The sequence below is a fragment of the Parvibaculum sp. genome, from assembly GCF_049651025.1.
Classification (GTDB): domain Bacteria; phylum Pseudomonadota; class Alphaproteobacteria; order Parvibaculales; family Parvibaculaceae; genus Parvibaculum.
In genome coordinates, this window is sequence record NZ_JBASBH010000032.1 from 1 (window position 1) to 13,915 (window position 13,915).

18 protein-coding genes are annotated in these 13,915 nt (G+C 60.4%); 12 read left to right on the plus strand and 6 right to left on the minus strand.

Annotated elements, in window-relative coordinates; translation table 11 throughout:
• Nucleotides 1–83 precede the first annotated feature (83 nt).
• The gene (locus tag WA943_RS03750) at nucleotides 84–245 is read left to right on the plus strand and encodes a hypothetical protein (protein WP_424468504.1); all 162 of its coding nucleotides are present in this window, start codon (nucleotides 84–86) and stop codon (nucleotides 243–245) included.
• Between the two features lie 99 nt (nucleotides 246–344).
• Here the strand turns inward: WA943_RS03750 and WA943_RS03755 are convergent, their stop codons facing one another.
• Nucleotides 345–926: a hypothetical protein gene (locus WA943_RS03755; protein ID WP_424468505.1), complete on the minus strand. Its 582-nt coding sequence runs from the start codon at nucleotides 924–926 to the stop codon at nucleotides 345–347.
• A gap of 175 nt (nucleotides 927–1,101) precedes the next feature.
• On the opposite strand from WA943_RS03755, the gene WA943_RS03760 reads away from it, so the two are divergent.
• Nucleotides 1,102–1,653, plus strand: coding sequence for a hypothetical protein (locus WA943_RS03760; protein WP_424468506.1), 552 nt, complete (start codon nucleotides 1,102–1,104; stop codon nucleotides 1,651–1,653).
• Between the two features lie 153 nt (nucleotides 1,654–1,806).
• Here WA943_RS03760 and WA943_RS03765 read toward each other — a convergent pair whose 3' ends face one another.
• Nucleotides 1,807–2,238 (minus strand): VOC family protein, encoded by a 432-nt coding sequence (locus tag WA943_RS03765; protein WP_424468507.1) that lies wholly within the window; start codon nucleotides 2,236–2,238, stop codon nucleotides 1,807–1,809.
• A gap of 74 nt (nucleotides 2,239–2,312) precedes the next feature.
• Nucleotides 2,313–3,548: a GNAT family N-acetyltransferase gene (locus tag WA943_RS03770; protein WP_424468508.1), complete on the minus strand. Its 1,236-nt coding sequence runs from the start codon at nucleotides 3,546–3,548 to the stop codon at nucleotides 2,313–2,315.
• A 171-nt stretch (nucleotides 3,549–3,719) separates the two neighbouring features.
• Here WA943_RS03770 and WA943_RS03775 point away from each other — a divergent pair, with 171 nt between their 5' ends.
• The 7 genes from WA943_RS03775 (at nucleotide 3,720) to WA943_RS03805 (ending at nucleotide 9,020) form a co-directional block, all read left to right on the plus strand.
• A complete protein-coding gene (locus tag WA943_RS03775; RefSeq protein ID WP_424468509.1) occupies nucleotides 3,720–4,076 on the plus strand; it encodes a cupin domain-containing protein in 357 nt (118 codons plus the stop codon).
• A gap of 1 nt (nucleotide 4,077) precedes the next feature.
• Nucleotides 4,078–4,833: an SDR family oxidoreductase gene (locus WA943_RS03780; RefSeq protein WP_424468510.1), complete on the plus strand. Its 756-nt coding sequence runs from the start codon at nucleotides 4,078–4,080 to the stop codon at nucleotides 4,831–4,833.
• A gap of 49 nt (nucleotides 4,834–4,882) precedes the next feature.
• Nucleotides 4,883–5,281 (plus strand): dihydroneopterin aldolase, encoded by a 399-nt coding sequence (folB, locus tag WA943_RS03785; protein ID WP_424468511.1) that lies wholly within the window; start codon nucleotides 4,883–4,885, stop codon nucleotides 5,279–5,281.
• 378 nt (nucleotides 5,282–5,659) lie between these two features.
• Entirely contained in the window at nucleotides 5,660–7,672 is a 2,013-nt protein-coding gene (gene uvrC, locus WA943_RS03790) for an excinuclease ABC subunit UvrC (protein ID WP_424468512.1), read from the plus strand.
• Nucleotides 7,673–7,735: 63 nt separating this feature from the next.
• Nucleotides 7,736–8,353 (plus strand): CDP-diacylglycerol--glycerol-3-phosphate 3-phosphatidyltransferase, encoded by a 618-nt coding sequence (gene pgsA / locus WA943_RS03795; RefSeq protein WP_424468513.1) that lies wholly within the window; start codon nucleotides 7,736–7,738, stop codon nucleotides 8,351–8,353.
• Nucleotides 8,350–8,601: a molybdopterin converting factor subunit 1 gene (gene moaD, locus WA943_RS03800; RefSeq protein WP_424468514.1), complete on the plus strand. Its 252-nt coding sequence runs from the start codon at nucleotides 8,350–8,352 to the stop codon at nucleotides 8,599–8,601. Before pgsA ends, moaD begins: the two co-directional genes overlap by 4 nt.
• 5 nt (nucleotides 8,602–8,606) lie before the next feature.
• The gene (locus WA943_RS03805; RefSeq protein ID WP_424468515.1) at nucleotides 8,607–9,020 is read left to right on the plus strand and encodes a molybdenum cofactor biosynthesis protein MoaE; all 414 of its coding nucleotides are present in this window, start codon (nucleotides 8,607–8,609) and stop codon (nucleotides 9,018–9,020) included.
• A 76-nt stretch (nucleotides 9,021–9,096) separates the two neighbouring features.
• Here the strand turns inward: WA943_RS03805 and WA943_RS03810 are convergent, their stop codons facing one another.
• Nucleotides 9,097–9,993, minus strand: a complete 897-nt coding sequence (locus WA943_RS03810) for a branched-chain amino acid aminotransferase (protein ID WP_424468516.1) — start codon at nucleotides 9,991–9,993, stop codon at nucleotides 9,097–9,099.
• Between the two features lie 188 nt (nucleotides 9,994–10,181).
• Between WA943_RS03810 and WA943_RS03815 the strand changes: the two genes are divergently transcribed.
• From WA943_RS03815 to WA943_RS03825, 3 genes are read left to right on the plus strand one after another with little or no spacing between them, the layout of a single operon-like run.
• Nucleotides 10,182–10,718 carry a MarR family winged helix-turn-helix transcriptional regulator gene (locus WA943_RS03815; protein WP_424468517.1) on the plus strand — a complete coding sequence of 179 codons (537 nt, stop codon included), beginning with the start codon at nucleotides 10,182–10,184 and terminating at the stop codon, nucleotides 10,716–10,718.
• Nucleotides 10,715–11,431: a response regulator gene (locus WA943_RS03820; RefSeq protein WP_424468518.1), complete on the plus strand. Its 717-nt coding sequence runs from the start codon at nucleotides 10,715–10,717 to the stop codon at nucleotides 11,429–11,431. Before WA943_RS03815 ends, WA943_RS03820 begins: the two co-directional genes overlap by 4 nt.
• Before the next feature lie 32 nt (nucleotides 11,432–11,463).
• On the plus strand, nucleotides 11,464–12,789 hold the full coding sequence (locus WA943_RS03825) for an ATP-binding protein (protein WP_424468519.1): 1,326 nt from the start codon (nucleotides 11,464–11,466) through the stop codon (nucleotides 12,787–12,789).
• A gap of 128 nt (nucleotides 12,790–12,917) precedes the next feature.
• Here WA943_RS03825 and WA943_RS03830 read toward each other — a convergent pair whose 3' ends face one another.
• Together WA943_RS03830 and WA943_RS03835 are read right to left on the minus strand one after the other, a co-directional pair.
• Nucleotides 12,918–13,259, minus strand: coding sequence for a tRNA-binding protein (locus WA943_RS03830; RefSeq protein WP_424468520.1), 342 nt, complete (start codon nucleotides 13,257–13,259; stop codon nucleotides 12,918–12,920).
• Complete coding sequence (locus tag WA943_RS03835; protein WP_424468521.1) at nucleotides 13,256–13,861, minus strand: TetR family transcriptional regulator; 606 nt, start codon at nucleotides 13,859–13,861, stop codon at nucleotides 13,256–13,258. The genes WA943_RS03830 and WA943_RS03835 overlap by 4 nt, the downstream gene beginning before the upstream one ends.
• Nucleotides 13,862–13,915: the final 54 nt, after the last annotated feature.

Genomic DNA, 13,915 nt, shown 5'->3' on the forward strand with positions numbered 1-13,915 from the left:
GTCTGGTTCTCTGGCAATTGGAGCCGATAGAAAGCCTGCTTCCTGCACCGCGCCCTGTCACCACCCCCGCCACCTGAGCAAGATTGAAGCAATACCGCTTCAACCGCCCATCCGCGTCTTTGATGCCGGAGAAGGATCGGGTCCGGGGTGACGATTTTGGTGGAGGTCGGGCGGCGGCCATCGGCCACGGCACGCGCGACTTTTTTCGCGGCATCGGCAACGGCTGGAGCGACGCGAAGGAGTAAGCGCGGCTTCTCGCTCGCCTTAAAGAGAGAGACCGTGGTTGCGAAAGCAGGCTGCGGTCTTTTTGCGCCTAAGCAGGGAGACCCGTCGTTGTCGAACTGCTACTTGGCGCTCGCCAATGCGGCGCGAATCTGCGGCAATGCTCTCTCGACATTTGCGTCGATCGCGAAGTGATAGACCTTATTCATCGCGAGATCGACATCTTGATATTGCATCTGTTGGGAACCTTGATCAGCAACGCGCGCCTCAAAAACAACTGAACCGTTGCCCGCAGATTTTATTTTGTAGATGAAGTCAGTTTGATAAGCGATCAACGGCCGTTCGGTTTTGTAGCTAAGCTTGACGATCTCAATGTCGAGCAGATACTTGGCTGCGCCCTTGTCCTGTGCAGCAAGATTGTTCTTGTTGAGAAGCCAGGTGATCTTTGACTGCATATCCCGTTGAAAACCGCTGCCCCCTTTTGCCCACACCTCCATTGCATGTCGGTCATTCTTGTCGGGAAAAACTGTCTCTTCCGAATAAGTTCCGCTCGGCACATTCACAAATATCGCTTGATAAAGCGGATCAGATGTCTGCACGTCGACGACCGGAACATAAGGCGCTTTTTTTGCGCAAGCGACGATGCCTGTAAAAAACAGAACCGCCACTACAAATGATAGGATATATCGGCTTGGTCTCAGCATCTTCTCCCCCCCGGGCTGGTGCCATGTCAGCAAATCCGACTGCGGAATGAAATGCAAATTCTATTTCGTATTGACAGGAATAAGAGACCGTAACGAACGACCGCATGAACATTTTCACTGGGGGAAAGACGAAAGGTTTGTACCTTCTTCTCCACATTGTATGCGCACTAAGTCCATGACCACCCTCCTCCTCGGCACCACCGGGATGCTCTCCGCCGCCGCGGCTCACGCCGTCGCGCGGTCGAAGAAGGCTGTGATTGTGTCTCGTCATGCCGACGCCTTCTCGTTCAACAATGACGTGCTCGATCACAAGATCACGGCCATCAATGTCTCCTATGACGACGAGGCGGCGTTTCTCGACGCGCTGGAGCCGCTCGCGCCGTTCGATCTCGCGCTGACATGGATGCATCCGCCCGCCGATATTTTGCGCGCGGCGCTGGATGGGATGATTGCGTCGGGCGGGACGCTGGTTGAGGTGATGGGGAGCCGGTCCATTCTGCTCGGCAAGAATGGCGAGGCGTCGATTGCGGAGCGCCGCGCGCAGGCGCTCGCATTGCAACCCGACATTACCTATGCGCAGGTGATCCTCGGCTTCGTGATCGAGGGTGCGACGTCGCGCTGGTTGACGCATGAAGAAATTTCAGCCGCCGCCATCGAACAGCTGCAGCGCCCTCGCCCGCGCCTCGTTGCGGGCACGCTTGAACCTTGGGACAGAAGGCCGAAGTAGCTGCTGGCATTGGCAGAAAAATTCGGGTCATCCCGGGATTTATTCCCGGGATCCATCTGCCTATCCACATACCGCAGCGCTGCATGGATCCCGGGGACAAGCCCCGGGATGACAATTGTGGATGACGCTGATGGATAACGTGAGGCTGGCCGTCTATTTCTTGCGCGCGAGTTTCTTGCGTTTTTCCAGAAAATACATGCCTTCGAGCTTCAATCCGTCGGGATCGAGGAAGTAGACGGCGCGATAGCCTTCGCCATAGTCGGGGTAATCTGCAGGCGGGTCGACGACGGTGACGTCTTCCTCTTTCAGAAAGGCGTAAAGATCGTCCACGTCTTTCGGGCGCGCGAATTCAAAGGCGTAATGGTGAAAGCCGACATCGCCCGCGCGGTGCTTGTGTTTCTTGCCGCGCGTATCGGCCTCGGTGATCCAGTACATGGTGCGGCCATTGTTCCAGCCGCAAGTCTTGCCGAACTCCCATTCGAGTTCGAAGCCCATGAAGCCGAGCACCTTGTCGTAAAAGGCCTTCGACTTTTTGAGATTGCCGACGCGGATTGCCAGATGATCAATGCCGAGAACGCGAACCATTGGGCGGCCTCCTCATGCGAGATTGAGACCTGAAGCATGTCACCGCCGCAGCGGTATCGGCAAGTGCAGCGGAATTAGGAAAACGACTTACGCCCCAGCGCCGACCGCAGCGCGCGCAGCCAGCCCATCAGCCGGTCGTTCGACTTCACCGCACGCTTGAGGCCAAGGCGCGTGCGCTCGGCGCTTGCCGCTGCAATGCCCCAGGGCTTGGTCGCCGCGACGAGATTGGTGAGCGCCATCGACGTATCGCAAAAGCTGTCCTTGTAGGGCGCGTAGCCGACCGAGAGGTCGTAAATCTCGTGACCCGCCTCGATGCTCGTCTTGATGAGCTTCAGTAGATGCAGGCGCCCCGGCGACATTTTGGCGAAATGATTTTCGTAAGTGTGAACCATCAGCGTCGCATGGCCCTGACGGATATGCGCGATGGAACCGGACAGAAATTCACCGTCCAGCGTCAACGTCGCCACCTGCAACAGCTTGCGTTTGGGCGGCAGAGTGGCAAGCGCGATATAGGCGGCCCGATAACCCGCATCTTCGAAGATGGAGGAAATGCCCTGCGCGCGAAGCTGTGCGGCCTTGCGGTCGAGAATATCGGCGGCCATGCGGCGCGCCTCCTCGCCGGTCTCGGCAATGCGGAATTCAAGCGCACCAACCGCCGCGAGCTTTCGCTCCTTCACGCGATCGTTGCGCCGTGTCTCGGGACGGAAGCGGGTCGCGAACTCGTCGTAACTGGCGGGCAGTGCAAACACATAGCCCGCATCCGGCGCGCGTTCGCCGCCAAGCGTGGCAAAAGGATTGGCGTGGGTGCCGATGAAATCCGGCTGGTTTTCAAGCGCGATGAAATCATGGGGTGGAAGCGCGCGCTGGATCTGCTCCCAGAGCCGCGGGAACTGCGCGGGCGAAACGCGCGTCTCGAAATCGCGCGCCAGCATCGGCCCTTTGTAGTCGACAAATTTGCCGCCGAGCCAGACGAGACAGCGAAGGCCGAGACGGCGCTCGATGCCGAAAGCGGCATGCATGACCGGTTGGCCATCGAGCGAGATCATCGCAATGGCAGGCTCGACGCCTTCCGCGCCGCCGACCTGCGAATGCCAGGCTTTCAGCCAGTCGAAACTCTGGAAGCCATTGGCAATGGCGTCGGCCTCGAAGGCGCGCCATGAAATTTCGGCATCGGCAAGATTATTGTGAACGGTGACGCCAAGACGCGAGCGCGAGCCAATGCGGGCTTCCGCGACAACGCGCTCGAAGGAACGCGGGGCCGGTACGGCGACCGAGGCGGGCAGCGACTGTTCCTGGCTCAAAATCGTCATAGGCGCGGCCTTTTTCTTCCAATTCGATACAGGCCCCGTGCCGAAATCGGACGAAGCTCTTCCTTTGATCTGGAAGGAGCAAGAAGCCTGCCGGGAGGTTTACTCTTGAGGCCGGGAAGATGCGGCAATTGCCATCCATGCTAAGGTCCGCCAGCGAAACCGGGAGAAACCATGCCGAAATTGATACCCCTGGCGACCAGCGCCGCGCCCGAAACCGGCGCACCGTCGCCCGAGCGCGTGATTGCGGGCGCGCCGCAAAACCGAACATGGAATACCTATGAGACGCCGGACGGACGCTTCTTTTCGGGCATATGGGAATCCGATCCCGGCGCCTGGGCGATCGAATATACGGAAGCGGAGTTTTGCCACATCATCGAAGGCGAAAGCCGGATCACCGATGCACATGGCACCGTGAACACGGTCCGCGCGGGCGATGCCTTCGTCATTCCGGCCGGCTTCACGGGAAGCTGGGAAGTGGTGACACGGACGCGCAAGCACTACGCCATCTATCAGCCGGAGACGATCTGAGATGCGGGCAGCATTGGTAACGGGCGCCGCGCGGCGCATCGGCCGCGAGATCGCGCTGGCGCTCGCCGAAGACGGCTGGAATGTCGGGCTTTGCGTTCGCCACACGCGCATGGATCAAGACGCGGAGGATCTACGCAAGGCGATCGAAGCGAAAGGCGTGCGCGCCGCGCTGCTGCCCGCCGATCTGCGCGACGCGGATGCGGTGGGAAAACTCGTGCCGACCGCGGCGGCAACGCTCGGGCCGATCAGCCTCCTCATCAACAATGCCTCGATCTTCGAACCCGATGAGGCCGCAACCATGACGCCGGCCTCATGGGCCGAGCATATGGACGTGAACCTGCGCGCACCGGCTTTCCTGTCGCAGGCATTTGCCGCGCAGGTGCCGCAAACGGGCGGCAACATCGTCAACATTATCGACCAGCGCGTCTGGCGGCCTAATCCGCTCTTCTTTTCCTACACGATGAGCAAGATGGCGCTTTGGGACATGACGCGCGTAATGGCGCAATCCTTCGCGCCGCATATCCGCGTCAATGGCATCGGCCCCGGCCCGACGCTGGCGAGCACGCATCAGACCGCGGCGGATTTCCAGCGCGAGGTCGAAGCGACAATTCTGAAACGCGGCACTTCCCCACAGGAGATTTGCGCCGCGATTAGGTTTATTCTCGCCTCGCCTGCCATGACCGGCCAGATGATTGCGCTCGACGGCGGCCAGCACCTTGCCTGGGAAACGCCCGACGTCACGAGCGTCTACAAGTGACAGCCGATCTGTCGGCACCTATATGCATCTTTTGCCCAAAGGCGAACCTATGAGTCTCCCCGATTCCGTGACGCCGCTGAAAATCGCCGACGCCGCCCGCGCTATCCGCCATGTCTTCGTGCGCGATCTGCTGCTGGATGCCCATATCGGCGTCTATGCCCATGAACACGGGCGGACCCAGCCGATCCGCGTCAATGTCGACCTAACGGTCAGCGAGGCCGCCCATAGCGACAGGCTGGCCAATGTCGTCTGCTACGAAACAGTGGTGAACGACATTAAGGCGCTGGTCGCCAGCGGCCACCTCAATCTGGTCGAAACACTGGCCGAACATATCGCCGCGCGATGCCTCGTCGACCCGCGCGTCATCGTCGCCCGCATCCGCGTGGAGAAGCTCGCCGCGATCCCGGAAGCGACCAGCGTCGGGGTCGAAATCGAACGGGCAAAATGATCTTTTCATGATGGGCAATGAGCGCCGCGAAAGCCATAATGGAATCAACGGTTTGGATAGCCTCACGCCGCCTACGGAGGATTTGTGCACAGCGCGCAAAAATCGTGAAATTACATAATTTTATGGGTTAATGATGCGGCCCGCCGCTCGATCCGGCTTATCCACGAATAAAAAGTGCTTATATTTCAAATACTTATAATTTGAAGCATTCAAGGCCACATTCACAAAAGTGTAATGACGCCAAGAACTTGCACCTCGTCGCAGCAAGGATTTCAACAAACTTATCCACAGACGACGATGAGGCTTGAATAGCAATTTTCGCTTGCCAACCGGGATAGAATACCGGAGGCGGAATCCGACCAAAGCCAACAGAGAAACATGAGCGATCAGGACGACAGCGAAACAGCAGACCGGCCAGATGCCGGGCCGAAGGGCAAGGCGAAAAGCCCCCGCCCGCCTCGGCCCGAGCTGCCGGAGGCGCATGTCGCGACCGGATCTGACCTGATCGCCGAAAAGGTCAAAATCCTTCCCGACAGCCCCGGCGTCTATCGCATGTTCGGCGTCGATGGCGATGTTCTCTATGTCGGCAAGGCGCGCAGCCTGAAAAAGCGCGTTGCGAGTTATGCAAAACTCACCGGCCATTCAAACCGCATTACCCGCATGATCGCCTCGACCACGGCGATGGAATTCATCACCACGGCGACCGAAACGGATGCGCTGCTTCTCGAAGCGAACCTGATCAAGCGGCTGAAGCCGCGCTACAACGTGCTGATGCGGGACGACAAGTCGTTCCCCTTCATCCTGCTGACCGGCGACCATGAGTTTGTGCAAGTCGTGAAGCATCGCGGCGCGCGCTCGCGCAAGGGCGATTATTTCGGCCCCTTTGCCAATGCCGGTGCGGTGAACGCGACATTGAATGCGCTCCAGAAGGCGTTTCTTCTGCGCTCCTGCTCGGACAGCGTGTTCGAAAGCCGAACGCGCCCCTGCCTGCTCTACCAGATCAAGCGTTGCAGCGCGCCCTGCACGGGCGAAATCTCGCGCGAGAATTATGAAGTGCTGGTGGAAGAGGCCCGCGCCTTCCTGCGCGGCCGCTCGCGCAAGACGCAGAAGGAACTCGTGACCTTCATGGAGGAAGCGGCAAACGCGCTCGATTTCGAACGCGCCGCCGTCTATCGCGACCGCATTCGCGCGCTGACACAGGTGCAGCAGCATCAGGGCATCAATCCGCAGACGCTCACCGAGGCCGATCTCTTCGCCACCTATCAGGAAGGCGGGCAAACCTGCATTCAGGTCTTCTTCTTCCGCGCCGGGCAGAACTGGGGCAACCGCGCCTATTTCCCGCGCCACGACAAGGAACTCGATGCGAGCGAAGTGCTCGATGCCTTTCTGGCGCAGTTCTACGAAGATCGCCACCCGCCGCGCCTCGTGCTGCTGAGCCATGAGGTGCCGGGAAAGGCGCTGCTCGCTGAAGCGCTTTCGATCATTGCAGGCCGCAAGGTTGCGGTCGGCGTGCCCCAGCGCGGCGAAAAGCGCGAGCTGGTGGCGCATGCCATGACCAATGCGCGCGAGGCGCTGGGCCGTCGTCTTGCCGAATCCTCGACGCAGAGAAAATTGCTCGAAGGCGTCGCGGAAGTTTTCGGCCTGTCCGAAACGCCGCAGCGCATCGAGGTTTACGACAACAGCCATATATCCGGCACGAAAGCGGTGGGCGGCATGATCGTCGCCGGGCCGGAAGGTTTCGTGAAGTCGCAATATCGCAAATTCAACATCAAGAGCGAGATCGAGGACGGCGACGATTACGCAATGATGCGCGAAGTGCTGACGCGCCGCTTCTCGCGCCTGCTGAAGGAAACGGGCGACACGAGCGGCGAAGCGGAGCCGCGCCCCGACGATGTGGAAGAGGACAGCCCGGCAAAACCGGCCCCCGAATGGCCCGATCTCATTCTGATCGATGGCGGCGCAGGACAATTGAAGGTTGCCTGCGACGTGCTCGCCGAACTCGGCATCGACAGCGTGACGCCGGTCGGCATTGCCAAGGGGCCGGAGCGCGATGCGGGCCGCGAACGCTTTTTCATGGCGGGACGCGCGCCTTTCATGATGGAGCCGCGCAATCCGGTGCTCTACTACCTGCAACGCCTGCGCGACGAAGTGCATCGCTACGCCATTGGCAGCCATCGTGCGCGGCGTTCAAAGGCGATCGGCGTCAATCCGCTCGATGATGTGCCGGGCGTGGGACCGGGCCGAAAACGCGCGCTTTTGCAGCATTTCGGCTCCGCTCGCGCTGTTTCACGCGCAGGACTGTCCGATCTTGAAGCAGTGGACGGCATCAGCGCCAAGGTGGCGCGAACCGTCTATGATTTCTTCCATGGAAATCCGGACACGAGTGCCTGACAGACCGGCCAGGTTTGCTATGCTGCAGATTGATCCGGTGGTACCCGTTCAAACGAGGCCGCGATGCCGACGAACCTGCCCAATCTTCTGACCTATGCCCGCATCGTCATGGTGCCGCTCGTCGTCGCCTGCGTTATCTACGACGGCGACTGGGCGCGCTGGATCGCGCTCGGCATTTTCGTCGTCGCCGCGATCACCGACTTCTTCGACGGCTATCTGGCCCGCGCATGGGCGCAGCAATCCAATCTCGGCCGCATGCTCGACCCGATTGCCGACAAGCTGCTGGTCGCCGCCGTGCTGCTCGCCCTGACGCGCGTCGGCACCATTGCCGGATTTTCGCTCTGGGCAGCGCTCGTCATTCTCTGCCGCGAAATTCTGGTTTCGGGTTTGCGCGAATTCCTTGCCGAATTGCGCGTCAGCGTTCCCGTGTCGCAACTGGCAAAATGGAAAACGACGATCCAGATGATCGCGCTGGCCTTCCTTCTCGCAGGCCCGGCCGGCGACAAGATCATTGTCGGCGTCACCGAGGTCGGCATCGTGCTTCTCTGGGCCGCCGCGATCCTGACGCTTTACACGGGCTATGATTATTTCCGGGCGGGCATCCAGCATCTGACGAGCCCTGTGACAGAGCGCCAGGTGCCGCCTGCCGCTTCGGCTGTCAAACCGGATGGACGGACGTGAAACTTCTCTATTTCGCATGGGTGCGCCAGAAGGTCGGAACGCCTGAGGAAGATGTGGCGCTGCCTGCGGATATTCGCGACGTCGCCTCGCTGATCGACTGGCTGAAAACGCGCGGCGAAGGCTATGACGCGGCATTTGCCGATCTGAAACTGATCCGCGCCGCGCTCGATCAGGAACATGTGTCGCTCGACGCCATGATCGGCAATGCGCGCGAGGTCGCCTTCTTCCCGCCGGTCACGGGAGGCTGAGTGCCTTGATCCGCGTTCAAACCGAAGACTTCGACATCAACGCCGAAATTGCAGCCCTCACGCAAAGCCGCACGGATGTCGGCGCTGTCGTCACCTTCACCGGCATCGTCCGCGATTTTGCGCTGGAGCTTGAACATTATCCGGGCATGACGGAGCGCGAACTGCGCAAGATCGAAGAGGAAGCGCATCGACGCTGGAAGCTTCAGGCGAGCCTCATCGTGCACCGCATCGGCAAGCTCGCGCCCGGCGACAACATCGTGCTCGTCGTCACGGCATCAGCCCATCGCGGCGACGCATTTTCAGCGGCGGAATTTCTGATGGACTACCTGAAAACCCGCGCGCCCTTCTGGAAGCGCGAAGGCGAGCGCTGGGTCGAGGCGAAGGAAAGCGACGACAAGGCGGCGGCGCGCTGGGATTAGATGGGGCCGCCCAAACACTGAACAACAAAAAAGGCGGCTCGAAAGCCGCCTTCATTGTTTCTGTATCGCGCTGAACTCAGGCTGTCGCGCGAGCCGAAACTTTCGGCTGCACTTCGGCTGTGTAATCTTCAAACAGCGTCGCCGTGATCGTGCCCGGCGTGAACTTGTGCGGGCCGATCTCGCCGACCGGCGTCACTTCCGCCGCAGAACCGGTGATGAAGCATTCGGTGAAGGTCGAAAGCTCTTCCGGCTTGATGTGCCGTTCGATCACTTCGTAGCTGCGCCTCTTTGCAAGGTCGATCACCGTCTGGCGCGTGATGCCGTTGAGGAAGCAATCGGGCGTCGGCGTATGGATGACGCGATCCTTCACGAAGAAGATGTTGGCGCCTGTCGCTTCCGCGACATAGCCGCGATAGTCGAGCATCATCGCATCCGCATAGCCATTGGCTTCGGCGGCATGCTTGGAAATCGTGCAGATCATGTAAAGGCCGGCGGCCTTGGCATGTGAGGGCGCGGTCTCCGGCGACGGGCGCTTGTACTTTGCCACGTCGAGGCGAATGCCCTTCTTGCGCTGCTCGGGATCGAAATAGGACGGCCACTCCCAGGCAGCGACCGCGAAGTTGATCTTGTTCTTCTGTGCAGAAACGCCCATGGCCTCGCTGCCGCGCCATGCGACGGGGCGCACGTAACCATCGACGAGCTTCTGCGCCGCAAGCTCCGCGCGGCAGGCCGCGTTGATCTCTTCGACCGAATAGGGAATCTCAAAGCCCATGATCCTGGCCGAGTTCACCAACCGTTCGGAATGTTCCTGCAGCTTGAAAATCTCGCCGCCATAGGCCCGGCACCCTTCGAATACGCTGCTCGCATAATGGAGACCATGCGTCAGCACATGGATCTTCGCATCCGCCCACGGCACCAACTCACCGTTGAACCAGATGAATCCATCGCGTTTGTCGAAAGGAATGTCTGCCATTTGCCTGTTCCTCTTTCGCCGCTTCCCATGGCGCAGCGAGCCAGATGCCCACTTTGCTCCGATCTAAGCCTGTCGAAAACATATAGAATTGCGAAGATTCGACCGGGCCGGTTTCGGTTATTCTCTTTTGGCGATCTTAATTGTCTACCAGCACAGGAAAAATATGTCAACATGGCTGACATAAATACATGAATAGCGCAAAAACCATAGGAAATGAGCGCACTTCCGAGCTCGAAAAGAGCCCGAAAATTGCGCAACCACACGCGGAGGATCGTCTGACCGAGGCGATCGAACTGCTGTTTTTCAGCTACCGCGACTTCACCAGCGATCCCGATGTGATCCTCACCGAGTATGAATTCGGCCGCGCGCACCATCGCGTGGTCCATTTCGTCGGCCGCAATCCCGGCATTACGGTCGCCGAATTGCTCACCATTTTGCGCATCACCAAGCAGAGCCTCGCGCGCGTGCTGAGGCAGCTTATCGAGCGCGGCTTTGTCGAACAAAAGACCGGCGAGAAGGATCGGCGCCAGCGCCGCCTTTATCTGACGGAGGCAGGCGCTGAATTTCTGCGCCGCCTCGTCGCCCCGCAACGCGAACGCGTGAGCAAGGCCTTTGCCGCAGCCGGTCCCGGCGCGGAAACAGCCTGGCGCTCCGTTATGCTCGCCCTGCTGAATGAAGAGACGCGGCCCGAGGTCGACCACGTCTTCACCAAGGAAAGTCCATGAGTGCATCGACGGAAACCGCGGACACGCCCCGCGCCGCCCCTGCAGAGGATGCGCCGCATATTCTGGTCGTCGATGACGACCGGCGTATCCGCGAATTGCTGAAGCGCTATCTCTCCGAACACGGCTACCGCATTTCGACGGCGGAGAACGCGGCCGACGCGCGCGCAAAGCTTGCGGGCCTCACCTTCGATCTTCTCGTGGTCGATGTGATGATGCCCGGCGAAAGCGGCCTCGACCTCACCGCCTCGCTGCGGCGTGAATCGAGCGTGCCGATCCTGATGCTCACGGCCCGAACCGAAACCGACGACCGCATTGCGGGCCTCGAACGCGGTGCCGACGACTATCTCGGCAAACCATTTGAGCCGCGCGAACTTCTGCTGCGCATCGGCACGATCCTGCGGCGCGCAAAGGCCCAGGGTGGGCGCAACGAGGAAATCGCATTCGGCGATTGCCGCTTCAATGTTGCGCGCGGCGAGTTGAAGCAGGGCGACGAAATCATTCGCCTGACGACGCGCGAAGTACAGTTGATGCGTATCTTTGCGACCCATGCCGGCCAGCCGCTCTCCCGCCTCGATCTCTGCGACAATGAGGCGGCGGAACGCTCGATCGACGTGCAGATCAATCGCCTCCGCAGAAAGATCGAGATCGACCCACGCAATCCCGTATATCTTCAGACAGTGCGCGGCGAAGGCTATGTGCTGATCCCCGACTGAAGTCGGGCCGAGCCTGTTTCTGGAAAGACGTCATGCCTATTCGGCCATTTCAATTGATGAAACGCTTTCTGCCGACGGGGCTTTATTGGCGCTCGCTGATGATCATCGTCGTGCCGATGGTGATCCTGCAGGCTTTCGTGACCTATGTGTTCATGGAGCGCCACTGGCAGATGGTGACGGAAGCCCTGTCGCGCAGCGCCGTTTCCGACATCGCCATGCTCTTGTCGGACCATGAGCAGGACCCGACGCCGGAAACTGCCGCGCGCATTTCAGCCGAGGCAAGCACGCATCTCTCCATGTCGGTCGCATTTCTGCCGCAGGAAAAACTGCCGAACGTCACGCCGCGCGATGGCGGGCTGCTCGACCGTTCGCTTGCCGATGAAGTGCGCGCCCGCATTGGACGGCCCTTCTGGATCGACACGACGCAGTACAATGACTATGTGGACATTCGCATCGCCTATGATGGCGGCGTGATGCGTGCGCTGCCGCTGCGCAGCCATGTCTATGCGGCGAACTCGCATATTTTCATCGTCTGGATGGTGGCGGCATCGATCGTGCTCATCACCGTTGCCCTGCTCTTTCTGCGAAACCAGATCAGACCCATCGAGCGGCTTGCGGAAGCGGCGGAAGATTTCGGCATGGGCCGCAATGTCGAGAAGTTCAAACCGCAAGGCGCCTCCGAAGTCCGCCGCGCCGCCGTCGCCTTCCTGCAGATGCGCGAGCGCATTCAACGCCAGATCGAACAACGCACCGCCATGCTTGCAGGCGTCAGTCACGATCTCAGAACGCCGCTGACGCGCTTCAAGCTGCAACTTGCGATGCTGAAAGACTCGCCGGAAACGGAGGAGCTTCGCGCCGACGTGCGCGAAATGGAGCGCATGCTCGAAGACTATCTCGACTTCGTGCGCGGAACGCCGCGCGAAACCTCGCAGACGACCGACCTCACCGAATTGCTGCGCGAAATTCAGGGCGATGCGCTGCGCAAGGGCCAGCACGTCAAGCTCGAGGCCGATGAAAACCTCACGCTGCCGCTGCGCCGCAACGCCTTCAAACGCTGCCTCACCAACATTGTCGACAATGCCGGAAAATATGCCGAGCACGTCTGGGTGACGGCGATCCGCGACGGCGAGGACATCGACATCATCGTCGATGATGACGGCGCGGGCATTCCGCAGGACCAGCTCGAGGAAGTCTTCCGCCCCTTCTACCGGCTCGATGCCGCGCGCAATCTGGATGAAGGCGGCACGGGCCTCGGCCTCGCCATCGCCCGCGATATTGCGCACGGGCACGGCGGCGACATTCAGCTTTCACGCAGCCCCATGGGCGGCTTACGCGCGGTTATTCACGTTCCGGTATGATCGTTCAGGAGGGGCCTCACCCTTCGAGACGGCGCGTTCCGCGCCTCCTCAGGATGAGGAGCTATTGCTGAATAAAACCCTCACCCTGAGGAGCTGGCGCAGCCCGCGTCTCGAGGGGCGAGGCCACTTCACATCAACTTGCGCCCGTTCGGCACGGGATGATCGACGCCGACAAGAACGACATGGCCCTTCTCATCCTCAAAACCGAGCGTCAGAACTTCGGACATGAAAGGCCCGATCTGGCGTGGCGGAAAATTGACCACGGCGGCAACCTGACGGCCGACAAGTGTTTCGGGCGTGTAGTGCTGCGTGATCTGGGCTGAACTTTTCTTGATGCCGATCTCGGGCCCGAAATCTATGCGCAGCTTGATCGACGGCTTGCGCGCTTCGGGAAAGGCCTCGGCGGCAATGACCGTGCCGATCCTGATATCGACCTTCAGAAAATCATCGAAGCTGATCGTCTCGCTCATGCGGCGCTCTCACGCGCCGGTCTGTTGGCGAAACGCGCAACGGTTTCGAGCATCTGCTCGGCCTGGCGCAAGCGGCGATCAAGCTCGGCCATGGTCTTTGCCTGATCCTCGCCATCCTCAAGCCAGACGCGAAAGACGCGCGCCCAGATGAGCGCAAGCCCGCGCACGCGCACGGCGCCGCGAACGCCCGAACTGTCGATCCCCGCCGCTTCGAGCATCCATCCAAGCGATTGAAGCGCGGGGCGAACAAGCGCCACGGCAGCGACAGGATCGCGCGCGAGATCGCGAGAAATATTCTGAAGCGCGGGCTTTGACGGCGAGAGCGCATCGAAGCGCATCATCAACACGTCGAACAGCCGGTCGCGCGCGCTTTCGCCGCCCAGGTCCTCCGCCTCCGCCGCTTTCAACACATCGGCGTCGATGCTGCGCGACCACGCGGCAAGGATTGCGGATTTGGTGGGAAACATATGCGCGAGTTCAGGCAGGCTCACCTTTGCCGCCGCCGCAATCTCGGCCAGCGTCAACTCGTGCCAGCCGGATTTCGCCGCGAGCTTCAAGGCGGCTGCGATGATTTTTTCGTGCTTGTCGGGTTTCTTCGCCATGCGCTTCTCCTCAGAAAGAGGAACATAAGCATTTCGCACGGCTTTGACGAGGCG